18 protein-coding genes and 3 tRNA genes are annotated in these 23238 nt (G+C 59.2%); 15 read left to right on the forward strand and 6 right to left on the reverse strand.

Annotation, left to right across the window (positions count from 1 at the left end):
* Positions 1-2: 2 nt before the first annotated feature.
* On the reverse strand, positions 3-941 hold the full coding sequence (gene pbpG, locus J3P96_RS10130; RefSeq protein WP_434656803.1) for a D-alanyl-D-alanine endopeptidase: 939 nt from the start codon (positions 939-941) through the stop codon (positions 3-5).
* A 357-nt stretch (positions 942-1298) separates the two neighbouring features.
* On the reverse strand, positions 1299-2153 hold the full coding sequence (gene folD, locus J3P96_RS10135; RefSeq protein ID WP_039589132.1) for a bifunctional methylenetetrahydrofolate dehydrogenase/methenyltetrahydrofolate cyclohydrolase FolD: 855 nt from the start codon (positions 2151-2153) through the stop codon (positions 1299-1301).
* Between the two features lie 280 nt (positions 2154-2433).
* Between folD and J3P96_RS10140 the strand changes: the two genes are divergently transcribed.
* From J3P96_RS10140 to J3P96_RS10190, 11 genes are all read left to right on the forward strand, one after another.
* Positions 2434-2510: transfer RNA gene (locus tag J3P96_RS10140), tRNA-Arg, on the forward strand.
* Positions 2511-2551: 41 nt separating this feature from the next.
* Positions 2552-2627: transfer RNA gene (locus J3P96_RS10145), tRNA-His, on the forward strand.
* Between the two features lie 58 nt (positions 2628-2685).
* Positions 2686-2770 (forward strand) — tRNA-Leu (locus J3P96_RS10150).
* Positions 2771-3188: 418 nt separating this feature from the next.
* Positions 3189-4499: a trigger factor gene (tig, locus tag J3P96_RS10155; RefSeq protein ID WP_434573186.1), complete on the forward strand. Its 1311-nt coding sequence runs from the start codon at positions 3189-3191 to the stop codon at positions 4497-4499.
* A 92-nt stretch (positions 4500-4591) separates the two neighbouring features.
* Positions 4592-5227 carry an ATP-dependent Clp endopeptidase proteolytic subunit ClpP gene (clpP, locus tag J3P96_RS10160; protein ID WP_030140021.1) on the forward strand — a complete coding sequence of 212 codons (636 nt, stop codon included), beginning with the start codon at positions 4592-4594 and terminating at the stop codon, positions 5225-5227.
* Between the two features lie 112 nt (positions 5228-5339).
* The gene (gene clpX, locus J3P96_RS10165; protein ID WP_024778305.1) at positions 5340-6623 is read left to right on the forward strand and encodes an ATP-dependent Clp protease ATP-binding subunit ClpX; all 1284 of its coding nucleotides are present in this window, start codon (positions 5340-5342) and stop codon (positions 6621-6623) included.
* Between the two features lie 161 nt (positions 6624-6784).
* Positions 6785-9181, forward strand: coding sequence for an endopeptidase La (lon, locus tag J3P96_RS10170; RefSeq protein WP_305500081.1), 2397 nt, complete (start codon positions 6785-6787; stop codon positions 9179-9181).
* Between the two features lie 148 nt (positions 9182-9329).
* The gene (locus J3P96_RS10175; protein WP_008077714.1) at positions 9330-9602 is read left to right on the forward strand and encodes an HU family DNA-binding protein; all 273 of its coding nucleotides are present in this window, start codon (positions 9330-9332) and stop codon (positions 9600-9602) included.
* A 223-nt stretch (positions 9603-9825) separates the two neighbouring features.
* Positions 9826-11697 (forward strand): SurA N-terminal domain-containing protein, encoded by a 1872-nt coding sequence (locus tag J3P96_RS10180; RefSeq protein WP_434629948.1) that lies wholly within the window; start codon positions 9826-9828, stop codon positions 11695-11697.
* A gap of 218 nt (positions 11698-11915) precedes the next feature.
* Positions 11916-12791 carry a DUF2242 domain-containing protein gene (locus J3P96_RS10185; RefSeq protein ID WP_434573191.1) on the forward strand — a complete coding sequence of 292 codons (876 nt, stop codon included), beginning with the start codon at positions 11916-11918 and terminating at the stop codon, positions 12789-12791.
* A gap of 113 nt (positions 12792-12904) precedes the next feature.
* Positions 12905-13048 carry a hypothetical protein gene (locus tag J3P96_RS10190; RefSeq protein WP_434656805.1) on the forward strand — a complete coding sequence of 48 codons (144 nt, stop codon included), beginning with the start codon at positions 12905-12907 and terminating at the stop codon, positions 13046-13048.
* A gap of 37 nt (positions 13049-13085) precedes the next feature.
* On the opposite strand, the gene J3P96_RS10195 is transcribed toward J3P96_RS10190, so the two are convergent.
* Entirely contained in the window at positions 13086-14120 is a 1035-nt protein-coding gene (locus J3P96_RS10195) for an AraC family transcriptional regulator (RefSeq protein ID WP_434656807.1), read from the reverse strand.
* A gap of 2 nt (positions 14121-14122) precedes the next feature.
* Positions 14123-15253 carry a carbon-nitrogen hydrolase family protein gene (locus J3P96_RS10200; protein WP_434656809.1) on the reverse strand — a complete coding sequence of 377 codons (1131 nt, stop codon included), beginning with the start codon at positions 15251-15253 and terminating at the stop codon, positions 14123-14125.
* Positions 15254-15513: 260 nt separating this feature from the next.
* Here J3P96_RS10200 and J3P96_RS10205 point away from each other — a divergent pair, with 260 nt between their 5' ends.
* The 3 genes from J3P96_RS10205 (at position 15514) to J3P96_RS10215 (ending at position 19468) form a co-directional block, all read left to right on the forward strand.
* Positions 15514-17553 (forward strand): FAD-dependent oxidoreductase, encoded by a 2040-nt coding sequence (locus tag J3P96_RS10205; protein WP_434656811.1) that lies wholly within the window; start codon positions 15514-15516, stop codon positions 17551-17553.
* Positions 17554-17755: 202 nt separating this feature from the next.
* On the forward strand, positions 17756-18664 hold the full coding sequence (locus J3P96_RS10210; RefSeq protein ID WP_434656813.1) for a 1-aminocyclopropane-1-carboxylate deaminase/D-cysteine desulfhydrase: 909 nt from the start codon (positions 17756-17758) through the stop codon (positions 18662-18664).
* A 201-nt stretch (positions 18665-18865) separates the two neighbouring features.
* A complete protein-coding gene (locus tag J3P96_RS10215) occupies positions 18866-19468 on the forward strand; it encodes a hypothetical protein (RefSeq protein WP_434656816.1) in 603 nt (200 codons plus the stop codon).
* 91 nt (positions 19469-19559) lie between these two features.
* Here the strand turns inward: J3P96_RS10215 and J3P96_RS10220 are convergent, their stop codons facing one another.
* Positions 19560-20957 (reverse strand): type VI secretion system Vgr family protein, encoded by a 1398-nt coding sequence (locus J3P96_RS10220; RefSeq protein WP_434656818.1) that lies wholly within the window; start codon positions 20955-20957, stop codon positions 19560-19562.
* A 219-nt stretch (positions 20958-21176) separates the two neighbouring features.
* Here J3P96_RS10220 and J3P96_RS10225 point away from each other — a divergent pair, with 219 nt between their 5' ends.
* Positions 21177-21881 carry a YebC/PmpR family DNA-binding transcriptional regulator gene (locus J3P96_RS10225; RefSeq protein WP_434656820.1) on the forward strand — a complete coding sequence of 235 codons (705 nt, stop codon included), beginning with the start codon at positions 21177-21179 and terminating at the stop codon, positions 21879-21881.
* 5 nt (positions 21882-21886) lie between these two features.
* Here J3P96_RS10225 and J3P96_RS10230 read toward each other — a convergent pair whose 3' ends face one another.
* Entirely contained in the window at positions 21887-23230 is a 1344-nt protein-coding gene (locus J3P96_RS10230) for a leucine-rich repeat-containing protein kinase family protein (RefSeq protein WP_434656823.1), read from the reverse strand.
* Positions 23231-23238: the final 8 nt, after the last annotated feature.

A 23238-nucleotide genomic window follows, 5' to 3' on the forward strand; every position in this document is an offset into this window, starting at 1 on the left:
AATTATTTTGACGCTTCTACCACGCCACTCTGGCGGCTCTTGAGGTTCTTGGCGGCCTTGTATTGCAAGGCCACGGCCGGGACACTGGCGCTTTTGCCTGTCTCGACCCAGCTGCGAATACGGCTGGCATCGGCAAAATGAGTGTATTTGCCGAACGCGTCGAGAATCACCAGCGCCATCGGACGATTACCCATTTTTGTCACCAGCACCAGGCAATGACCGGCCTGGTTGGTGAAGCCGGTCTTGGTCAACTGAATGTCCCAGTTGGCCTTGTGGACCAGATGATCGGTGTTGCGAAAGCCCAGGCTGTAGGCCGGCTTGCGGAACGTCACGGTCTTTTCCTTGGTGGTACTCAATTCGCTCAGCAATGGATACTTGCGAGCGGCGATCAACAGCTTGGTCAGGTCCCTGGCGGTCGAGACGTTGTGAATGGACAGGCCGGTGGGCTCGACATAGTGGGTGCTGGACATGCCCAGCGCCTTGGCCTTGGCGTTCATCGCCGCAATGAACGCCGCGTAGCCGCCCGGATAATGATGGGCGAGGCTGGCGGCGGCGCGGTTCTCCGACGACATCAGGGCGATCAGCAGCGTGTCCCGGCGTGACAGTTCGCTGTTGAGCTTGACCCGGGAAAACACACCTTTCATTTCCGGCGTGTTGGCGATGGTCATGGAAATGTATTCGTCCAGGTTCTGCTTGGCGTCCAGCACGATTAGGCCGGTCATCAACTTGGTCACCGATGCGATCGGCACCACGACATCCGGATTGCTCGAATAGACCACCTTGTCCGTCTGCAGGTCCAGCAGGATCGCACTGCCGGAGGCGACCTGCAGTTTTGAAGTGTCTCGTGGCGGGGCAATGGTTTCCTGCGCGCTGATGTTCTGCGTGATGAAGGTGCCCGTGAAAAGGAAAAACAGGCTGAGGATCGAAAGACGGATTTTCACGCGAGTAGACTCGATGGAGTTGAAGGTGCTGTCGAGCAGCGGCTTGTTAAAAAGCGCCGCATTTTAGGAGTATGGGCGACGTCAGCGCTATATGCCTGTGCCGTCGGGGCGCATCAATAAATAAAGTTTAATGAAGGCGATTCTGGCGAATCGAATCTGAAAAATTTGTAAATTGGCAGAGTCGGGGGGCGCTCTGCACGGGCCAACGTCCGCCGATCAGGGATCAGATGACAAAATACTGTGGGAGCGAGCCTGCTCGCGATAACGGTGTCTCCGCCGGCATTGATGTCGGCTGATCCCAAGCTATCGCGAGCAGGCTCGCTCCCACAGGGTTTGTGGCTGAGTTGAAACGGCTAATCAGCTATGCAGCGTCTCGGCCGCATAAAGGGTGTTTTCCAGCAGGCAGGCCCGGGTCATCGGTCCTACGCCGCCGGGTACCGGCGTGATCCAGCCGGCGCGGGGCAGGGCGGTCTCATAGACCACATCGCCCACCAGCTTGCCGTCGTCCTGGCGGTTGATGCCGACGTCGATGACGATGGCGCCTTCCTTGATCCATTCGCCTTTGACCAGGCCCGGCTTGCCGGCGGCCACCACCACTAGGTCAGCCCGACCGACGTGGCCTGCCAGGTCCTTGGTGAAGCGATGGGTCACGGTGACGGTACAGCCAGCGAGCAGCAATTCCATCGCCATCGGCCGGCCAACGATGTTGGAGGCGCCCACGACCACGGCATCGAGCCCGTAAAGATCCACGCCAGTGCTTTCCAGCAAGGTCATGATGCCCTTGGGCGTGCAAGGGCGCAGCAATGGGATGCGTTGGGCGAGCCGACCGACGTTATAAGGATGGAAACCGTCGACGTCCTTGTCCGGGCGGATACGCTCCAGCAGTTTAGAGGCGTCAAGGTGTTCGGGCAGCGGTAGCTGGAGCAGCACGCCATCGATGTTCGGATCGTCATTGAGGCGGTCGATGAGATCGGCCAGCGCTTGCTGAGTGGTTTCGGAAGGCAGGTCGTAGGCCTGGGAAAGGAAGCCGACCTCTTCACAGTCTTTACGCTTGTGCGAGACATAAACCTGAGAGGCAGGATCGCTGCCGACCAGGATCACCGCAAGGCCGGGCGTGCGCAGGCCTTGCTGGCGGCGCTCGGTGACTCGTTGGGCGATCTGCTGGCGCAGGCTGGCGGCGATCGATTTGCCGTCGATAAGTTGTGCAGTCATTGCGCGTGGTTAACCATCGAGAGGGGAAAAAAAGAGATCGCATTCTCGCATGCCGAGGCGTGAGGGCAAAGGCGCTTGGTCTGCAAATTCCCCTAACCCCTTTAATTAAATGAATTTTTTTAAAAAAGAGTTGACGACCTATCGGGCCGTCTATAACATTCGTCGCACTTGTCGGGCACAGCCTAGCACTGGTTAAGAAGGTTGAGCGGAGTTGGTAGTTTAAACTCGGCAAAACTGAAAGCACTTAGTTTGTAATCGTCCAAGAATACAGATTAAAAAGGCGCCCGTAGCTCAGCTGGATAGAGCATCCGCCTTCTAAGCGGATGGTCGCAGGTTCGAGTCCTGCCGGGTGCGCCAATTAGGCAGCTTTGGCACAAGTAACGCTACAAGGCAATATGGTGGGCGTAGCTCAGTTGGTAGAGCACGGGATTGTGACTCCCGTTGTCGTGGGTTCGATCCCCATCGTCCACCCCATATTCTAGAAAGGCGCCAGATCTAACAATCTGGCGCCTTTGCTTTAAAAGCTTGATACGCGGATGTGGTGGAATTGGTAGACACACTGGATTTAGGTTCCAGCGCCGCAAGGTGTGAGAGTTCGAGTCTCTCCGTCCGCACCATACAAGTCGCTATTTAATTAGCAGAGAACGGCGCAGAACCTGAGAAGGGGCTGCGCCGTTTTTGTTTTCACCGGTTACGTGTCGGCGTCGCTCCTTGGGGCGGGCGCGCGGCGGCAGTGTTCGCGATTGTGTTTCGCGATGATACTCGGCATGCCCGTCGGTCTTTTTATAGAAGGCCGCATGCCAAGCGCGCGGTTGCGGTGCTTCTATATAGGAAGGTGCTGCGCAGAGCCTTGGCGGTGATCGACTGTATTAGCAAACCGGGCGGGGCATGAACCATGGCCCTGCTTATAAATTCGGCGTCTGTTTCCTGCGTGTTTTCAGTAGGGTGACTTCTTGAGTTTGACCTACTAGAATGCATGCCCTTGATTCTGGGGTCGGAAACGCCCGGCCAACGTCTGTGCAACGAGGAATATCCATGCAAGTTTCTGTTGAAAATACTTCTGCTCTTGAGCGCCGCATGAGCATCACCGTGCCAGCTGAGCGTATCGAGACTCAGGTCAACAAGCGTCTGCAGCAGACTGCCCAAAAGGCCAAAATCCCAGGTTTCCGCCCAGGCAAAGTGCCAATGAGCGTGATCCGTCAGCGTTACGAAGCTGATGCGCGCCAGGAAGCCGTGGGCGACGTGATCCAGTCTTCGTTCTACGAAGCGGTGGTCGAGCAGAAGCTGAACCCGGCTGGCGCTCCTTCCGTCGAGCCTAAAGTGCTGGAAAAAGGCAAGGACCTCGAGTTCGTTGCCACGTTTGAAGTGTTCCCCGAGTTCACCGTCGCCGGTTTCGAGTCCATTGCCGTCGAGCGCCTGAGCGCTGACGTTTCGGATGCCGACCTGGACAAGATGCTCGACATCCTGCGCAAGCAGAACACCCGTTTCGAAGCCACTGATCGTGCCGCCCAGAACGAAGACCAGCTGAACATCGATTTCGTCGGCAAGGTCGACGGTGAAGTGTTCGCTGGCGGTTCCGCCAAGGCTACCCAGCTGGTGCTGGGCTCCGGTCGCATGATCCCGGGCTTCGAAGACGGCCTGGTTGGCGCCAAGGCTGGCGAAGAGCGCGTTCTGAACGTGACCTTCCCAGAGGACTATCAGAACCTGGATCTGGCCGGCAAAGCCGCCGAATTCACCGTGACCGTCAACAGCATTTCCGAGCCTAAGCTGCCTGAGCTGAACGAAGAGTTCTTCGCCCAGTTCGGTATCAAGGAAACCGGTCTGGAAGGTTTCCGCGCCGAAGTTCGCAAGAACATGGAGCGCGAGCTGCGTCAGGCCATCAAGTCCAAGGTCAAGAACCAGGTCATGGACGGTCTGCTGGCCTCCAATCCGATCGAAGTGCCGAAGGCTCTGCTGGACAACGAAGTGAACCGTCTGCGCGTGCAGGCCGTTCAGCAGTTCGGTGGCAACATCAAGCCTGACCAACTGCCGGCCGAACTCTTCGAAGAGCAAGCCAAGCGCCGCGTCGTGCTGGGCCTGATCGTCGCTGAAGTGGTCAAGCAGTTCGAACTCAAGCCTGACGAAGCCCGCGTTCGCGAGCTGATCCAGGAAATGGCCTCGGCTTACCAAGAGCCTGAGCAGGTGGTGTCCTGGTACTATAAGAACGAGCAGCAGCTGAACGAAGTCCGTTCGGTTGTGCTGGAAGAGCAAGTTGTGGATACTGTTCTGCAGAAAGCTAGCGTGACCGACAAAGCGGTCTCTTACGAAGAAGCGGTCAAGCCGGTGGAAGCTCCACAAGCCGATTGATGGTTCTGCGGTAAGAAATACACACCATAAGCCAGCCTTCGCGCTGGCTTATGCGTATTCAAGACATAACTATTTGGGAGTGACTGCGAGACATGTCCCGCAATTCTTTTTATCAGCAGAGCTCTGACATCCAGGCCGCAGGCGGCCTGGTCCCTATGGTTATCGAGCAGTCCGCCCGTGGCGAACGTGCCTATGACATCTATTCGCGTCTGCTCAAGGAGCGAGTGATCTTTTTGGTAGGTCCGGTAGAGGACTACATGGCCAACCTGATCTGTGCACAACTGCTGTTCCTTGAAGCCGAAAACCCGGACAAGGACATCCATCTCTATATCAACTCCCCGGGCGGTTCGGTGACGGCGGGAATGTCGATCTACGACACCATGCAGTTCATCAAGCCTAACGTTTCGACGACCTGCATCGGTCAGGCGTGCAGCATGGGTGCGTTTTTGCTGACCGCCGGTGCCCAAGGCAAGCGTTACTGCCTGCCGAATTCCCGCGTGATGATTCACCAGCCTTTGGGCGGTTTCCAGGGCCAGGCATCTGATATCGAAATCCATGCCAAGGAAATCCTCTTCATCCGCGAGCGCCTCAACACGTTGATGGCCAAGCACAGCGGGCGCACGCTTGAAGAAATCGAGCGCGATACCAATCGCGACAATTTCATGAGCGCTGAAGCCGCACGTGAATATGGTCTGATCGATGAAGTGATCAGCCAGCGCCCCGCTTAAAATAAGCAGCTCAAAATAAGGTTGATCGGCAGGTCCGATCATCTGCGGGCTTGAAAAAGCCCGCAATTGCCTTCATCTTGTGTTGCAAGCCTATCGGATTTGGATCGATCGAATGACTGACACCCGCAACGGCGAGGACAACGGCAAACTGCTCTATTGCTCCTTCTGTGGCAAAAGCCAGCATGAAGTACGCAAATTGATTGCCGGCCCCTCGGTCTTCATTTGCGACGAGTGCGTCGACCTGTGCAATGACATCATCCGCGAGGAGGTGCAGGAAGCCCAGGCCGAAAGCAGCGCGCATAAGTTGCCTTCGCCCAAAGAAATCAGCGGCATCCTTGACCAGTATGTAATCGGTCAGGAGCGCGCGAAAAAGGTACTGGCCGTAGCGGTGTACAACCACTACAAGCGCCTGAACCAGCGTGACAAGAAGAATGACGAAGTCGAACTCGGCAAGAGCAACATCCTGCTGATCGGCCCGACAGGCTCGGGTAAGACCCTGCTTGCCGAAACCCTGGCCCGTTTGCTGAACGTTCCGTTCACCATCGCCGACGCAACCACCCTCACCGAGGCGGGTTATGTGGGTGAGGACGTCGAGAACATCATTCAGAAATTGCTGCAGAAGTGCGACTACGACGTGGAAAAGGCCCAGATGGGCATTGTCTACATCGATGAAATCGACAAGATTTCCCGCAAGTCCGACAACCCGTCCATTACCCGGGATGTTTCCGGCGAGGGCGTGCAGCAGGCGTTGCTCAAGTTGATCGAAGGCACGGTCGCTTCCGTTCCGCCCCAAGGCGGTCGCAAGCACCCGCAGCAGGAATTCCTGCAGGTCGACACGCGTAACATCCTGTTCATCTGCGGTGGTGCGTTCTCCGGCCTGGAAAAGGTCATCCAGAACCGTTCCACCCGCGGCGGCATCGGCTTCAACGCCGAGGTTCGCAGCAAGGAAGAGGGCAAGAAGGTCGGTGAATCCCTGCGTGAAGTCGAGCCTGACGATCTGGTCAAGTTCGGTTTGATTCCGGAGTTCGTCGGTCGTCTGCCGGTCCTGGCGACACTGGACGAGCTGGATGAAGCTGCGTTGATGCAGATTCTGACCGAGCCCAAAAACGCCCTGACCAAGCAATATGCCAAGCTGTTCGAAATGGAAGGCGTAGACCTCGAATTCCGTTCCGACGCGCTGAAATCCGTCGCCAAGCGTGCCCTGGAGCGTAAAACCGGTGCCCGTGGGTTGCGTTCGATTCTCGAAGGCGTATTGCTCGATACGATGTACGAAATTCCCTCGCAGTCCGAGGTGAGTAAAGTCGTCATCGATGAAAGCGTCATAGAAGGCAAGTCCAAGCCACTGTATATCTACGAAAACAGTGAGCCGGCTGCCAAGGCTGCGCCGGACGCATAAGTGTCCCGCTGTCGGAATAAAGGAGGGGCCTTCGGGCCCCTTTGCTATTAGCGCGTTTTAGACGTGTCTTAGCGCTTGTTTTTTTTGAAGGCTGCCCCCATCTTGGTTTCAAGCTTACTTCCATCTGTTCACGGCCTTACGGCCGCCGTAGAGGCGAAATCATGAAGACAACCATCGAATTGCCTCTCCTGCCATTGCGCGATGTCGTGGTATATCCGCACATGGTTATCCCGCTGTTCGTGGGGCGCGAGAAGTCCATCGAAGCCCTCGAGGCCGCGATGACGGGTGATAAGCAGATTCTTCTGATTGCTCAGAGAAACCCTGCCGACGATGATCCCGGTGAAGACGCACTTTATCGCGTAGGTACGATTGCAACGGTCCTGCAACTGCTCAAGCTTCCTGACGGCACCGTCAAGGTCCTGGTCGAGGGCGAACAGCGCGGGGCGGTCGAGCGTTTCAGCGAAGTGGACGGGCATTGCCGTGCCGAGGTGTCGCTGATCGACGAAGTCGAGGCGCCTGAGCGTGAGTCGGAGGTTTTTGTCCGCAGCCTGCTGTCGCAGTTCGAACAGTATGTGCAGTTGGGCAAGAAGGTGCCTGCCGAGGTCCTGTCGTCGCTCAACAGCATCGACGAGCCAGGACGCCTGGTCGATACGATGGCGGCCCACATGGCCCTCAAGATCGAGCAGAAGCAGGAAATCCTCGAGATTATCGAGTTGTCGGCGCGTGTCGAGCACGTACTGGCATTGCTCGACGGCGAAATCGACCTGCTGCAGGTTGAAAAACGCATTCGTGGTCGCGTCAAGAAGCAGATGGAGCGCAGTCAGCGTGAGTACTATCTGAATGAGCAGATGAAGGCCATTCAGAAAGAGCTCGGCGATGGCGACGAAGGTCACAACGAAATCGAAGAGCTGAAGAAGCGCATCGATGCCGCTGGCCTGCCAAAGGATGCGCTCGCCAAGGCCCAGGCCGAGCTGAACAAGCTCAAGCAAATGTCGCCGATGTCTGCCGAAGCCACCGTGGTGCGTTCCTACATCGACTGGCTGGTCCAGGTGCCGTGGAAAGCCCAGAGCAAAGTCCGCCTGGACCTGGCGCGTGCCGAGGACATCCTCGATGCGGACCATTACGGCCTGGAAGAGGTCAAGGAACGCATCCTTGAATACCTCGCCGTGCAGAAACGCGTGAAGAAGATTCGTGGCCCGGTCCTGTGCCTGGTCGGTCCTCCGGGTGTCGGTAAGACTTCCCTGGCGGAATCGATCGCCCACGCCACCAACCGCAAATTTGTGCGAATGGCGCTTGGCGGGGTGCGTGACGAGGCGGAAATTCGCGGTCATCGCCGCACGTACATCGGTTCCATGCCAGGAAGATTGATTCAAAAGATGACGAAGGTGGGTGTACGCAACCCGCTGTTCCTTTTGGATGAAATCGACAAGATGGGCAGCGATATGCGCGGTGATCCTGCGTCTGCGTTGCTTGAGGTGCTCGATCCCGAGCAGAATCACAATTTCAACGATCACTATCTGGAAGTCGACTACGACCTCTCCGACGTGATGTTCCTGTGCACCTCCAACTCAATGAATATCCCGCCAGCGTTGCTGGACCGGATGGAGGTGATTCGTCTGCCGGGCTACACCGAAGACGAGAAAATCAACATCGCCGTCAAGTACCTTTCGCCCAAGCAGATCCAGGCCAACGGCTTGAAAAAGGGTGAGCTGGAATTTGACGAGGAGGCGATTCGCGACATCATTCGTTACTACACCCGTGAAGCCGGTGTGCGTGGTCTCGAGCGGCAGATTGCCAAGGTCTGCCGCAAGGCGGTCAAGGAGCACGCGCTGGAAAAACGCTTCGCGGTCAAGGTGACATCCGATCTGCTGGAGCACTTCCTCGGTGTGCGCAAGTTCCGCTACGGGCTCGCCGAGCAACAGGACCAGATCGGTCAGGTGACCGGCCTCGCGTGGACGCAGGTCGGCGGCGAGTTGCTGACCATTGAAGCCGCCGTGGTTCCGGGCAAGGGCCAATTGATCAAGACCGGTTCCCTCGGCGATGTCATGGTGGAGTCGATCACCGCGGCGCTGACAGTTGTGCGCAGCCGTGCGCGCAGCCTGGGCATTCCCCTGGATTTCCATGAGAAGCGGGACACGCATATCCACATGCCGGAGGGGGCTACACCCAAGGATGGACCGAGCGCCGGCGTGGGCATGTGCACCGCCCTGGTTTCTGCATTGACCGGCATTCCGGTGCGTGCGGATGTCGCCATGACCGGTGAAATCACCCTGCGTGGCCAGGTCCTGGCGATTGGCGGCCTGAAAGAAAAACTTCTGGCAGCTCACCGTGGCGGGATCAAGATCGTGATCATTCCGGAAGAGAATGTCCGTGATCTCAAGGAAATTCCCGACAACATCAAGCAGGATCTTCAGATCAAACCGGTTAAATGGATTGACGAAGTCCTGCAAATTGCGCTGCAATACGCGCCGGAGCCCTTGCCGGATGTGGCTCCGGAGATTGTCGCAAAGGAAGAAAAGCGAGAGTCTGATTCTAAGGAAAGAATTAGCACGCATTAATACGCATTTGCCTGGGGGGCTTCCTTGACAGTTTTTTAGAGCCCTTGTTATAAAGCGGCTCTTAAGTGTCTGCAGGCCATTCAGCACTCGTTTTTGCTTTCACCAAAAAAACTTAGAATCATCTCAAATAGATATAAGGGGACTTAGAGTGAACAAGTCGGAACTGATTGATGCTATCGCTGCATCCGCTGATATCCCGAAAGCTGCTGCTGGCCGTGCGCTGGACGCTGTAATCGAATCCGTCACTGGCGCTCTCAAGGCTGGCGACTCTGTTGTTCTGGTGGGTTTCGGTACTTTCTCCGTTACCGATCGTCCAGCTCGTGTTGGTCGCAACCCGCAGACTGGCAAGACGCTGCAAATCGCCGCTGCCAAAAAGCCAGGCTTCAAAGCTGGTAAAGCGCTGAAAGAAGCCGTCAACTAAGGTTTCATTGAGTTTATCCGGGTCGGGGTCATGCCTGGCTTGGCAGCGGAGCGGTAATGCAGCCGGCACATACGGGCTGTCACGCCAGGGCTCGCGGGTTCGAGCCCGGTCCGCTCCGCCAGTTACGAGAAGGCGCATCCTCGGATGCGCCTTTCTTCTATCCGGATTCTACCCACGCTCCACGGTTGCCTAATTTTGAAGTTCAACCGTTTCTGGGGGACGCATGCTGCAGAATATCAGGGACAATTCACAAGGCTGGATTGCCAAGACCATCATCGGAATCATCGTCGCATTGATGGCGTTGACCGGTTTCGAGGCTATTTTTCAAGCCACCACCAACAGCAATGACGCGGCCAAGGTCAACGGCGAAAAAATCAGCCAGAACGAGCTGAGCCAGGCGGTCGATATGCAACGCCGTCAGCTCATGCAACAGCTGGGCAAGGATTTCGACGCCTCCCTGCTGGACGAGAAGATGCTGCGTGACTCGGCGCTCAAAGGGCTGATCGATCGCAAGCTGCTGCTGCAAGGCGCGCATGATGCGAAATTCGCTTTCTCCGAAGCCGCGCTGGACCAGGTGATCCTGCAAACGCCGGAATTCCAGGTCGATGGTAAATTCAGTCCTGAGCGTTTCGACCAGGTGATTCGCCAGTTGGGTTATGGCCGACTGCAGTTCCGCGAGATGCTGGCGCAGGAAATGCTCATTGGCCAATTGCGTGCCGGTCTCGCTGGCAGCGGTTTTGTCACCGATGCCCAGGTGTTGGCATTCGCCCGCCTGGAAAAGCAGACCCGTGATTTCGCTACGCTCACCGTCAAGGCGGATCCGGCGGCCGTGAAGCTGACCGACGATGAGGTTAAGGCTTACTACGATCAGCACGCCAAGGAGTTCATGACGCCTGATCAGGTAGTCATCGACTATCTCGAGCTGAAGAAGGCTTCGTTCTTCGATCAGGTCAGCGTCAAGGATGAAGATCTGCAGGCGGCTTACCAGAAAGAGATCGCCAATCTTTCCGAACAGCGTCGTGCTGCGCACATCCTGATTGAAGTGAACGACAAGGTCACCGAAGCCCAGGCCAAGGCCAAGATCGAGGAAATCCAGGCTCGACTGGCCAAAGGCGAGTCGTTTGAGGCGCTGGCGAAGGAATTCTCCCAGGATCCGGGCTCAGCCAACAACGGCGGCGATCTCGGTTATGCCGGTCCAGGTGTCTATGATCCGGAGTTCGAAAAGGCGCTGTATGCGTTGAACAAGGATCAGGTCTCGGCACCGGTGCGAACCGATTTCGGCCTGCACCTGATCAAGCTGCTGGGTGTCGAAGCGCCTGAGGTTCCGAGTTTTGCGAGCCTGAAGGACAAGCTGACCCGCGATCTGAAGACCCAGCAAGTGGAGCAGCGGTTCGTCGAGGCGACCAAGCAACTGGAAGACGCTTCGTTCGAGGCTTCCGACCTGGCCCAGCCAGCCCAGGACCTTAAGCTGACCGTCCATACGTCGGCACCGTTCGGTCGTGAAGGCGGCGAAGGAATCGCGGCAAACCGTGCCGTGATCACCGCTGCGTTCAGCCCGGAAGTGCTGGAGGAGGGGGCCAACAGTACCGCCATCGAGCTGGATCCGGAAACCGTCGTGGTGCTGCGCGCCAAGGAGCATCGCAAGCCTCAGCAGCTTCCGCTGGAAAACGTGGCCGGGCCGATCCGCGCCCAATTGGCCAAGGAACACGCCAGCGCTGCCGCCAAGACTCAGGCCGATGAGTTGATTGCCAGCCTGCGCGATGGCAAGACGGCGCTGGACAAGCCTGTCAACGGTCAAGGCTGGAAAGTCGTCGAAGCGGCGACCCGCAGCCAGGAAGGTATCGACCCTGCGGTACTGCAGGCGCTGTTCCGCATGTCCAAGCCTGAGTCGAAGGACAAGCCGACGTTCGCCAGCGTGACCCTGCCTGACGGCGGCGTGACGGTCCTGCGCTTGAACGGCGTCAACGAAGGTGCTGCTCCGACCGAGGAAGAAAAGGCCGAATACCGTCGGTACCTGGCGTCCCGTGTCGGCCAGCAGGACTTCGCGGCTTATCGCAAGCAATTGGAAAGCGAGGCAGACATCAAGCGCTTCTGACTTGATGCGTGACCCTGAAGACCCTGGCCGAAAGGTCGGGGTCTTTTTGTATCCGTGTATTGCCAGGACGGCGATGTTCGTCGATTCATCAGGATTGCTTCTTTTTCCCGCTGGCATCCGCCCGTAGACTTGTAAGCCCTTTGAGACAAGATTACCCAAGCTGTCCGGCCGCATTCTGTTGCACAATACGCCCCGGACTGTTTTCCTCAGGATGTTCAATGTTCAGATCATTTCACATGCGCACCGTTGGGCTGGCATTGCTGCTGGTCGTCGCGACCGGTTGCTCTTCAAAGAAAGCGGCCATTTACGAGCACGAGAACTTCGATGATTCGGGCACGTTCTCGCGTACCTATCCGGTGACTGACGTGGCGACTTGTGAAGCAGGACGTCGTGCGCTGCTGAGCCAGGGGTACATCATCACCAGCAGCGATCCGAAGCTGGTCAGCGGCCACAAGAGTTTCCAGCAGACCGGCGACACGCACATGGAGATTAGTTTCAACTTGGTCTGTGCCGAAGATGGCGGTCCGGGCCACCGCGCCACGATCTTTGCCAACGCTCTACAGGACCGGTATGCCCTGAAGAAGACCAATAACTCCGCCAGCCTGGGCGTGGGTGTATTGGGGTCGGTGTCGATGCCGATTGGCTCGTCGGACGATTCGATGGTCAAGGTCGCCAGCGAAACGGTGTCCGCAGCTAAATTCTATGAGCGTTTCTTTGCGCTGGTGGAGGTGTTCCTGCCTCCCGAAGCGAAAAAAGCCGCTGGAAACGTCGACAAACCGAAAGCCGAACTGGGCATTCCAGAGCCGAAGGTGGAGCCGGCTGCCCTGGCTCCCGCCGCAACTCCAGCGCCTGCGACAATCCCGGCACCCGAGCCGACTCCTGCTCCCGTTGCGCCGGTCGAAGAGGCTGCTCCAGCACCTGTCGAAACCGCGCCGGCCGCTTCCGAGCCGGTCGCGCCGCCTGCCGAGCCTGCGCCAATCGCTCCCAGCGAGCCGGAGTCCTACGCACCCCCGTCGACAGAGAGCATTACTCCGCCACCGCCCAGTTCCTTGCCGGCGCCAACCGAGCCGATCCAGCCGCTTCCTGCATCCTGAGCCTGTGGTGGGGCGGTAACGCCTTGCCACACCTGCGCTGATTAAATTCCCAATGCTGTGCTACGTTTAATTTATGAAGCCTTGGCTTCATGTTTTGTTCATCAAGCAGCTTTATGCTGATTCCAAGGCCATCAGGCACCGGTTTCAACGATTATTGGGAAGGACAGGCAATGGACGATTATCAGGAAGAGCTGCTCGAATATCAGGCTTATGAACTGGACCCCCTGGAACCTGCCGAAGACGCCACGGAACTGTAGGTAGCAGACATTACAGTGCAGGCCGGGAGCCTGGTCTTCAAGTCGCTCTACGGCTACGCCGGAATTCTCCCGGCGTCTGGTTGTTCCAGCGCTTGAAAGCCCGTTGGAATGCCTCGGCCGAGGCGAACCCCAGCAGGTAAGCGATTTCGCCAAAGGCCAGCTCCGTGTCGCGGATGTACGTCATGGCGAGGTCTCGGCGAGTGTCGTTGAGGATCGCCCGGAACTGCGTACCTTCTTCCGCCAGCTTGCGGCGCAGTGTCCAGGTTGGCAGCTTCAGGCGCATCGCCACTTCTTCCAGATCCGGCTCCCGTCCGCCGTTGAGCAACGGCCCCAGCAATTGAATGATGCGCTCGCGCAGGGTGCGGGTGCGAGTCAGCTGTTCCAGTTCCCGTTCACATAACTGAACCAGATGGCGCCAGGTGCTTGGGCAATGCTGTGGGTTGCGCAGGGCGAGGCTTTCCAGCCCCAGGCGCAATTGGTTCTGCTCGGCTGCGAACTGGATCGGGCCTTCGCCGAGGCTGCGGTAGGCTTCGAGGTAAGTTGGCTCCTCGAATTCGATTTCGATACGTTCGGCCCGCAACACCACGTCGCAGACGCTGGACAGTTGCTGGAGCCAGCCCGCAATGATCGAATCCACGACGAAGCGGTTGTAGGCGTTATACGGGCTGATGGAGTAGAACCGCAGCCACGCGCCCCGGGCGTCCTCGTGAAGACTCGATTGACCACGGTAATTGGAACCATACAGCGGCTCGAAGCGGATCATGCAGCGTGCGGCTTCGCGTACGGTGGGCGCCTGGGCCGCGGTGACGCCGGCCAGCCCGGCCTGGCTCAGGCGACTGAGCTGGCCCATGCGCAGGCCCAGGGCCGGATCCTGTGTCAGTTGGATGGCGGCATGGCCCAGGCGCATGTAGCGCGGGATCGATAGGCGCGCCCCGGGCTCAGCCAGGCGCGCGGCATCGAGGCCGTATTGTTCGAGCAATGGCTGTGGGTCATGGCCGTGACTGGCCACTGCGTCCGCCAGGCTATGGACGAAACCTACGGACAGGTTACCCAGGCGCATAGGCTTTTGCATATCTAAAGCCACAAGTTCAGCAGGCGTGCGCCACGGGCTTCACCATCGGTGAATTGCTCGCCGTTGTGGCTGATGAAGCTCTGGCCAGCGCTGCCGTTGTCCCAGAACTGCCCACGCAAGAATACGCTGACGCCGCCGCGGGCCTGGCTGATGGGCAACCGGCTGGTCAACGTCAGTCGACGCCAGGCCTGCCCCTCGCTCACCTCACCGGGCTTGAGGCTCACTTCGCTTGGCGTGGACAGGCCTTTGTAGCCGGCCCAAGGCTTGTTCCAGGCGTCGCGGCCGATGACAAAGGCGGGCACGGCGATCAGTTGGGCCCCTTGTTCGTCAAGTTGTCGATAATGAAGCGGATACCAACTGTCGCTGCCGATCAGCACGCCCAGGCGCCCGGCCGGCGTGTCAATGACGTGGGTGACGTCCGGCCGTTCGGCCCCAAGCACGTCCTGCTGGTCAAACACCGGATGTCGCTGGCGTTGTGGTTGGCCGATCGGCCGGCCGTCACGACCGAACACCAGGCTGCTGTTGTACAACGCGCCACGACCGATTTTCAGCTCGCCTTCGCTGACGCTGGGCTCGGGCAGTACGATGGAGCCGGCCACGAGCGTTACGCCGAACTCCTTGGCCAGCCCACCGAACAGCGCCTGGTAGTCATGGGCCATGCTGTCCGCCTTCATGCGCAGGTACGCATCGTCCAGCCGGCTGTCGCCCTGGGCGTCCGCCAATGCGCGGATAAAGGCCAGCGGATTGCTGATGGCGAGCCAGTTCATGGCCTGTTTGAAGGTAGTGGCCTGGTACACCTCGTCCTTTTCGCCGCTGACCATCAGCCAGGTGCCGATATGCTCGGGCAGGACCACGACGGTTTTTTCGTTGACGAACCCTTGGTCGCGGGCAGTCTGCAGGTACGCTGCCAGCTTGCGATGCAGGCGTTCGGGGCTCTGGTAGTCGGTGGGGAACAATTCCGGCTGGATGCCCAGCAGGTTGCCTCGGTCGGCCGGCGTGCCCCGGTCGACCGCCAGGTTGATCCGCAGGTCTGACAGGTAATGGCCCGCCGGACGGTCTGCTGTCCACAGTGCATAAGTGATCAGGACGGCCGTCAGGGCCAATGAGAACAGCAGGTACAGAAATTTGCGCATGGGGACAGTCGATGGCCGCGTACAGGTTCGTGATTTTCATCAGAAGTCACGCGGCAGGGTACGGTAAAACAACGGTTTAGCGAAAGGGCGCGTGCGTGCACTTCGGGACCCGTCTGCCGGCGCGGCCTCTGTGCATTTCGATCATCAAGTTGTCAGTTACGGCCATTGAGCGCTCGCATCCCGACTCTTACGCTGTCGGTCATGACTGATGGAAGCCGCAGAGCTTCCGCATTTTTCCGTGATCGCCCGTGGAGTTATCGATGACCGCCCCTCATTACCCGCATTTGCTCGCCCCGTTGGACCTGGGTTTCACCACGTTGCGCAACCGTACCCTGATGGGATCGATGCACACCGGCCTTGAAGAAAAGCCCGGCGGCTTCGAGCGCATGGCGGCGTACTTCGCCGAGCGGGCCCGGGGTGGGGTCGGCCTGATGGTCACCGGTGGAATCGGGCCGAACGATGAAGGTGGCGTGTACTCCGGCGCGGCCAAGCTGACCACCGAGGAAGAGGCCCTCAAGCATCAGGTCGTCACGCGGGCCGTGCACGAAGCGGGGGGCAAGATCTGCATGCAGATCCTCCACGCGGGACGTTATGCCTACAGCCCCAAGCAGGTGGCGCCAAGCGCGATCCAGGCGCCGATCAACCCGTTCAAGCCCAAGGAGCTGGACGAAGAGGGCATCGAGAAACAGATCCGCGATTTTGTCACCTGTTCGGTATTGGCTCAAAAGGCCGAGTACGACGGTGTCGAAATCATGGGCTCGGAAGGCTATTTCATCAACCAGTTCCTGGCTGCGCATACCAACCACCGTACCGACCGCTGGGGTGGGAGCTACGAAAACCGCATGCGTCTGCCGGTGGAAATCGTGCGCCGCGTACGCGAAGCGGTGGGGCCGAACTTCATCATTATCTTTCGCCTGTCCATGCTCGACCTGGTTGAAGGTGGCAGCACCTGGGATGAAATCGTCCAGTTGGCCAAGGCCATCGAACAGGCCGGCGCAACTATCATCAATACCGGTATCGGTTGGCATGAGGCGCGTATTCCCACTATCGCCACCAAGGTCCCGCGGGCGGCGTTCAGTAAAGTCACCGCCAAGCTGCGCGGCTCGGTGAGTATTCCGTTGATTACCACCAACCGCATCAACACCCCTGAGGTGGCCGAGCAGATCCTCGCCGAAGGCGACGCCGACATGGTGTCCATGGCGCGGCCGTTCCTTGCGGACCCGGAGTTCGTCAACAAGGCCGCCGCTGGCCGCGCAGACGAAATCAACACCTGCATCGGCTGCAACCAGGCCTGCCTCGACCATACGTTCGGGGGCAAGCTCACCAGTTGCCTGGTGAACCCGCGGGCCTGCCATGAAACCGAACTCAATTACCTGCCCGTAACCCAGGCGAAGAAAATCGCCGTGGTGGGCGCCGGTCCTGCCGGATTGTCCGCGGCCACCGTGGCGGCCGAACGCGGTCATCAAGTGACGCTGTTTGATTCGGCCAGCGAAATTGGCGGCCAGTTCAACGTCGCCAAGCGCGTTCCGGGCAAGGAGGAGTTCTTCGAAACCCTGCGTTATTTCAAACGCAAGTTGCAGACTACCCACGTCGAGTTGTGCCTCGATACCCGGGTCGATGTGGCGCAACTGGTGGCCGGCGGTTTTGACGAGATCATCCTGGCCACCGGCATCGCCCCGCGCTTACCGGCGATCCCGGGTGTCGAGCATCCCAAGGTGCTGAGCTACCTGGACGTGATCCTTGAACGCAAGCCGGTGGGCCGCAGTGTCGCCGTGATCGGGGCCGGCGGGATCGGTTTCGATGTGTCGGAGTTTCTCGTTCATCAGGGGGTTGCCACCAGCCAGGACCGTGAGGCGTTCTGGAAGGAGTGGGGCATCGACACCCAGCTGCAGGCTCGCGGCGGCGTGGCTGGAATCAAGCCCGAACCTCATGCACCGGCGCGGCAGGTGTTCCTGTTGCAGCGCAAGAAATCCAAGGTCGGCGACGGGCTGGGCAAGACCACCGGCTGGATTCATCGCACCGGCCTGAAGAACAAACAGGTGCAGATGCTCAACAGCGTCGAATACCTGAAGATCGATGACGAAGGCCTGCACATTCGCATTGGCGAAACGGGCGAGCCACAAGTGCTGGCCGTCGACAACGTGGTCATTTGTGCCGGCCAGGATCCGTTGCGCGAGTTGCAGGAAGGCCTGGAGGCGGCGGGGCAGACTGTCCACCTCATCGGCGGCGCGGATGTGGCGGCGGAGCTGGATGCCAAACGCGCGATCAACCAGGGCTCGCGGTTGGCGGCGCAGTTGTAGCGCTCAGCCTTCCGGGAAAGGTTTGCCCTTGTGGGAGCGAGCTTGCTCGCGATAGCGGTCAGTCATTTGTATGAGTGTCGACTGACCTGGCGCTATCGCGAGCAAGCTCGCTCCCACAGGGTGACGGGGGTGTATCCGGATCCTCATACCGCCCGCCACCAAGCTGATAAGATCCCGGCACCTTCCCATCCGGTCTGCTGCAATGCTTTTGTCTGCCCTCGACTGGCATCCTCAACCGCGCCTCGAACCCCTTCACCTCGACTGGCTGGCGCGGGCCGGTATCGAGGTGGCGGTCTTGCGCCTGGACCGTATCGATCCGCTCATCAGCGGCAATAAATGGTTCAAGCTGCTTCATCATCTGCGTGCTGCCCATGCCAACGGTGCGGAGGGCGTGATGAGCCTCGGCGGCGCCTATTCCAATCATTTGCATGCGTTGGCTGCGGCGGGGCAGCGATTCGGTTTCCAGACGGTGGGGTTATTGCGCGGCCATCCCCGGGAGACGCCTACGACGCTTGATCTACAGACGTTCGGCATGACCTTGCACTGGTTGGGTTACGGCGGGTATCGAGAGCGGCATGAGCCGGGGTTCTGGGCTCTCTGGCAGGCACAGTACCCGCATTTATGGCCGATAGCTGAAGGGGGCTCGGGGTTGCCCGGCGCGCAAGGCTGCATGTCCTGGGTAGCGACCGCTCGCAGCCAATTGGCCACGTTGGGTTGGGAGGATTATGACGGTTGGTGGTTGGCCTGCGGCACCGGGACGTCGCTGGCGGGGCTGGTTCTGGCTGAAGCGGGCGAGCATCCGGTTCATGGTGTCCTGGCGGTGCCTGGAGACCATGGGGTGCTGCAACATGTTGAAAGCATTCTGGTGGAGGCGGGGCTGGGCAATCCAGCTTATGAGTTGCTTGACGGCAGCCGTGGCGGTTTTGCCCGGGTGGATGCCGGGCTCAGCGAGTTCATCGAGACTACCAGCGCTATCGAGTTGGAGCCGCTATATACCGGCAAGGCGCTGATGCTGCTCAAGGCCCGGGTCGAGGCCGGAGTCTTTGGCGCCGGCACTCGCTTGATTTTTGTTCATACCGGTGGCTTGCAAGGTCGCCGCGGGTTTGAGTGATCGACCGTCAATTACATATGGGCATCATCGGTAGCAAATGCTGTTGAGGAGTGCCGGTTTTGGCTGAAATCATATTTGTACGCTTTTTATAATTTGTAGGGGGCGGGGGATTTATTTATTGTTGTCCGCAAGTTCGCTGGATTGGCGAACTAACGATTCGGCTTGGCCGGATCGTATTTGTTTCTTAAAGGGAATTTAAAGATGAATAAGTCATGTGGTAGAGACGGCTGCAAAGGCATCGCAAGAAAGTTGATGGCAATAGGGCCGCCCTTGAAGCCGAGACCGAAACCAGCCCCCAAGCCGGTCGTTCCGCCGACGCCTAAACCAGTGCCTAAACCAGTGCCTAAACCGACCCCGAAGCCGGTGCCCGAACCAACCCCGAAGCCGGTGCCAAAACCCAAACCCAAGCCGGCCCCCCGGCCAATACCCAGGCCCAAGCCAAACGACGCACCACCAGCGCCTTCCCAGCCCAAGCCTAATCCAAACCCCCAGCCGACACCCGCACCAATCCCTTGGCCTGTTTTTAATGTCGCTGTTGATCCTCTTGCCATCTATACCCTCATCAAAGCACCTGGAAGTGTCCAGAACAACGACGGAACAACTTCTTTAACCGATGGCAGTGTCATTAATGCAGAAAACAATTCGGTGACGCGACCGGATGGAATTATTCAGTACGATGACGGAACAGTGAAATATCCTGACGGACGTGTTGTTTTTGCCAACGGCCAAACTGAATATCCGGATGGCAGCGTGTTGTATTCCGATGGAGATTGGCTGGATAAAGACGGCCACAAAATCAATTGATGCAGTCATGACTTTTAGCGACTGAGCCGGGGCGGTACTGGCGCGTCGAGTTGGCATTACCGAAGGGCGCGGCTGCCAACGGCCCGGACGTTCAAGGGGTCGGATCAGGAGGGCTCAGCAGCCAATCCAGCAATAATCCAGTATCACGAGCGGGCGGTGTGGAAGGGCCGACGATTGACCCGCCGAGGTCGCCGGCGCCGGAGCCCGGGAGGCTGAATATTCCGGGGCATAGCACTGGCCTGTCGGGATCGCCGTCGAGAAAAGTCACCAGTACCTGGCTGCCAGCCAGCGGCACCTGGCTGTCATGCAAGGTCAACCGCGACAGAGGCAATGTGATGACTTCGCCCTCCCGGGTCCAAAGGCTGACGTTAACCTGGCCATGCCCATGCTGGCCGTGCACATAGGCAAGATGACTGCCGGCGATTCGCGGTTTCGGGTGCTTGAGGGCTGGCCTGAACACCGTCGACCATGGGATCGCCAGGAACCGATTGCGATAGTGTCGGGACGCAGGAAGGAAGGAAGACGGGGCGTCGAGGATCGAAGGCTGCCGCCCGCGATGCGTGATCTCGGTAACCAACCATTGATCGTTGAACGTTGATATCGGATGGCCTTCGATCTGTACGATGACGGCGCTGCGCAGGGTTGGCTGGCTGCTCTGGCCGTGGATGTCGCTGTATGTGCAGCGCAGCCGCTCAAGGGTCCGGCGACCCGCCTGCTGGGTATGTGCAACGTTGTGCCAGGCGGCTTCCTGCGGGGGGCCGATGAAAGGGTGGTTAGCTGCCGAGGTTTCAAAAATCGCGGCCGACGTCCGATCCCTGGCGTTGGCCGGCAACGCCGGTGGCGTGAGGTGATGGCGCTGGTACAGTCGCGCTATTGTTGGCCGCCGGCCTTCCTCCTGATGCAGGTTCAACCCGACCGGCTGATCAGGGAAACTTGTCGCCTCTTCGGCAAATACCAGCACATGGCCGGTAGGGGCGTGCTCGAAGTGATAGTGGATGCCTTCTTCCTCACACAGCCGTTGTAACAGTGCAAGATCGCTTTCGTTGTATTGGACACAGAACGGCCGGCATGGGTAGTGCCCGTGTGGCAATTCAAACCGGTAACTGTGGGTGGGCAGTTGGTGTTCTTCCAGCAAGTGTTGCAGCACCTGGACTGCGCTGAGCCGGCCAAAGACCCGGCGTCGCGGACTCTGCTCCAGTCTCTGCAGGTAAGGCACCAGCGTCAGGCGATAGCCTATGCATTGCCGGGCATGGGAGGTCAGGCTGACGCTGGCGATGATCCCATGCACGCCCGACTCGGCACTGAGGTGCAGGAACGCCTGTTGGCCGAGAATGATATCGAGGTCGATCGGCGGCGTCAGGCCAAGCAAGTCGAGGTCGAACCGAAAAGGTTGGTTGAGGGCTTCTCGGCCGCCAAATCTCTGGACGTGAAGCTGCAGGTTGCTTTCGGTGAGTGTGAGGCTGAAGGAATAATCCGTGTCGTTGCGCATCGCAGCTCTTATTTACTGGGAGAGGGCGCTGAGGGTACGAAACCGCTGTGCACTACGGTGTATCCGAATGGCACTTTCAGAAATCCCCTACATCAGATTGTGAAAATGTCGATCCGGCCAGCGCGATTTTTTGGTCGATCAGCCGGTTTAGGCCGTATAAACTTGGCGCCACAGCGCCGGCCGGCAGATGTCTCGGCGCGTCAGACAAGAGAGTGAGTAATGGGCGCACAGTGGAAGGTTAAACACAAAGAAGCGGCTGCCAACGCCAAAGGCAAGATTTTCGGCAAGCTGGTGAAGGAGATCACCATCGCGGCGCGTAACGGCGTCGATGTCGCTACCAATGCGCACCTGCGCCTGGTGGTTGAACAGGCGAAAAAGGCCTCGATGCCCCGCGAGACCCTGGAGCGCGCGATCAAGAAAGGCTCCGGCCAGCTCGGTGAAACCGTTCAGTATCATCGCGTGACCTACGAAGGGTTCGCGCCCCATCAGGTGCCGCTGATCGTTGAGTGTGTGACCGACAACATCAACCGTACCGTCGCCGAAATCCGTGTCGCGTTCCGCAAGGGCCAGTTGGGTGCTTCCGGTTCGGTCGCCTGGGATTTCAACCATGTCGGCATGATCGAAGCTGCGCCGGACAGCCCTGACGCCGATCCGGAAATGGCCGCCATCGAGGCCGGTGCCCAGGATTTCGAGCCGGGCGAAGACGGGGCGACGCTTTTCATCACCGAACCTGCCGACCTTGACGCCGTTCAGAAAGCATTGCCGGAGCAGGGTTTCACCGTGCTGTCGGCCAAATTGGGCTATCAGCCGAAAAACCCGGTCAGCGGCCTGAGCGACGAGCAGATGGCCGAAGTCGAGGCGTTCCTGGAAGGCCTCGACAACCATGACGATGTGCAGGACATGTTTGTCGGCCTGGCCGGTTAAGCGACTTACCTTGTGGTAAGGGAGGCAGCTCCCTCGCCACGGTCGCCGAACAAGCCAGCTATCTCGTCAAACCCCGGCCGCGCCAGTACGTCCGGCTGACAGCAGCGCGTCTCCAGCTGTCGCAACCGCTCAAGCGTCTCATCCGCGAGCGCCGGCTCGATCCGCGCCAGCAACTCCCCCAGCAGAATCCCGAACGCCCGCACCTCGATGCGTTGCAGGGCGCGCGTTTGTGGCGTGTCAGCCGTGGCATGGAAAGACGCCGCGCCGAAGTCGCCGAGCAGGCAATCGCCCTGGTCGTTGCAAAGGATATTGTGGCCGTACAGATCCCCATGGGTGATGCCCTGGCGATGCAGGTGCGCCGCCACCGACGCAACGCCTTGGGCGATGCGCAAGGCCGCCGCTGCGCTCAGCCGCAGCTCGTCGTCGTAGACGTCGCGGGTGCAGGACGCCAGGCTCGGCAGCCCGGCCAGGTTGCGGTAATCGGGTCCGATCAGGGCCATCACCAGCCCGGCCTGTTGCCCGGGATGACCGCTGACCTGGCCCAATACTTCGATCAGGTTAGGATGCTTGCCGGCTGTGATGCAGGCATGCATTTCATGCAGTGGCGAGCCATCGCTGGTCATCTGGCCTTTGTACAGCTTGACCGCGACGTTTCGCGCGGTGCGGCCCGGTGCTTGCCACAGCGCTTGATGGATCACCCCCGAAGCACCTTCGCCGAGAGTGTGTTGCAATCTCAGTTGCGGCCAGTCGACAGGCGTGGCGGCATGCAGCGCGGCGGCCTCGGCCTGGGCTTCCAAGGGATTCCCGGCGTAGGCCAGCCAACTGAGGCTCGGCAGCTCCAACAACCAGGACGGCAATTCGGTCAGTTGATTGGCGGCGATGCGCAGCAATTCGAGGCGATGACATTGGGCGAGGCTCTCGGGCAGTTGCTGAAGACGATTGCCCGCCAGCATCAGCTTTTGCAGGTGCGGGCGATGGCCCAGTTCATCCGGCAACTGGCTGACGCGGTTATCGGTCAGGATCAGCCAGCGCAGCAGTGGCGGCAAAGCCTGAGCGGTCACGTGCTCGATGCGGTTGGCCTTGAAGCCGATCATGGTCAACGCGCTGCAGCGTCCCAGGCATTCGGGCAGTTCGGTGAAACGGTTGTCGGAGCAGAACAGCACGCGCAGGTGCGGCAGCCGATACAGGTCGTCGGGCAGCGTATCGAGCTGGTTGCCGCTCAGGTCGAGAATTTCGAGGGAGTCCGCCAGGTTGAAAATTTCCCGGGGAAACTCCGTCAGGCCGCACGAGAGCTTCAGTCGGGTAATGCCTGACAGCTGGCCGGTGCGCAGTTGGGTGAGGGTGTGCATGGGCGGGG

This window comes from Pseudomonas sp. R3-56 (assembly GCF_051132075.1).
Lineage (GTDB): Bacteria > Pseudomonadota > Gammaproteobacteria > Pseudomonadales > Pseudomonadaceae > Aquipseudomonas.

Coding starts and splice junctions, on each gene's coding strand:
- J3P96_RS10190 (WP_434656805.1), top strand. CDS start 12,905: ATGCTGATTCCAAGGCCATCAGGCACCGGTTTCAACGATTATTGGGAA.
- clpP (WP_030140021.1), top strand. CDS start 4,592: ATGTCCCGCAATTCTTTTTATCAGCAGAGCTCTGACATCCAGGCCGCA.
- lon (WP_305500081.1), top strand. CDS start 6,785: ATGAAGACAACCATCGAATTGCCTCTCCTGCCATTGCGCGATGTCGTG.
- J3P96_RS10205 (WP_434656811.1), top strand. CDS start 15,514: ATGACCGCCCCTCATTACCCGCATTTGCTCGCCCCGTTGGACCTGGGT.
- J3P96_RS10230 (WP_434656823.1), bottom strand. CDS start 23,230: ATGCACACCCTCACCCAACTGCGCACCGGCCAGCTGTCAGGCATTACC.
- tig (WP_434573186.1), top strand. CDS start 3,189: ATGCAAGTTTCTGTTGAAAATACTTCTGCTCTTGAGCGCCGCATGAGC.
- clpX (WP_024778305.1), top strand. CDS start 5,340: ATGACTGACACCCGCAACGGCGAGGACAACGGCAAACTGCTCTATTGC.
- J3P96_RS10200 (WP_434656809.1), bottom strand. CDS start 15,253: ATGCGCAAATTTCTGTACCTGCTGTTCTCATTGGCCCTGACGGCCGTC.
- J3P96_RS10195 (WP_434656807.1), bottom strand. CDS start 14,120: ATGCAAAAGCCTATGCGCCTGGGTAACCTGTCCGTAGGTTTCGTCCAT.
- J3P96_RS10180 (WP_434629948.1), top strand. CDS start 9,826: ATGCTGCAGAATATCAGGGACAATTCACAAGGCTGGATTGCCAAGACC.
- J3P96_RS10185 (WP_434573191.1), top strand. CDS start 11,916: ATGTTCAGATCATTTCACATGCGCACCGTTGGGCTGGCATTGCTGCTG.
- J3P96_RS10225 (WP_434656820.1), top strand. CDS start 21,177: ATGGGCGCACAGTGGAAGGTTAAACACAAAGAAGCGGCTGCCAACGCC.
- J3P96_RS10210 (WP_434656813.1), top strand. CDS start 17,756: ATGCTTTTGTCTGCCCTCGACTGGCATCCTCAACCGCGCCTCGAACCC.
- J3P96_RS10220 (WP_434656818.1), bottom strand. CDS start 20,957: ATGCGCAACGACACGGATTATTCCTTCAGCCTCACACTCACCGAAAGC.
- folD (WP_039589132.1), bottom strand. CDS start 2,153: ATGACTGCACAACTTATCGACGGCAAATCGATCGCCGCCAGCCTGCGC.
- J3P96_RS10215 (WP_434656816.1), top strand. CDS start 18,866: ATGAATAAGTCATGTGGTAGAGACGGCTGCAAAGGCATCGCAAGAAAG.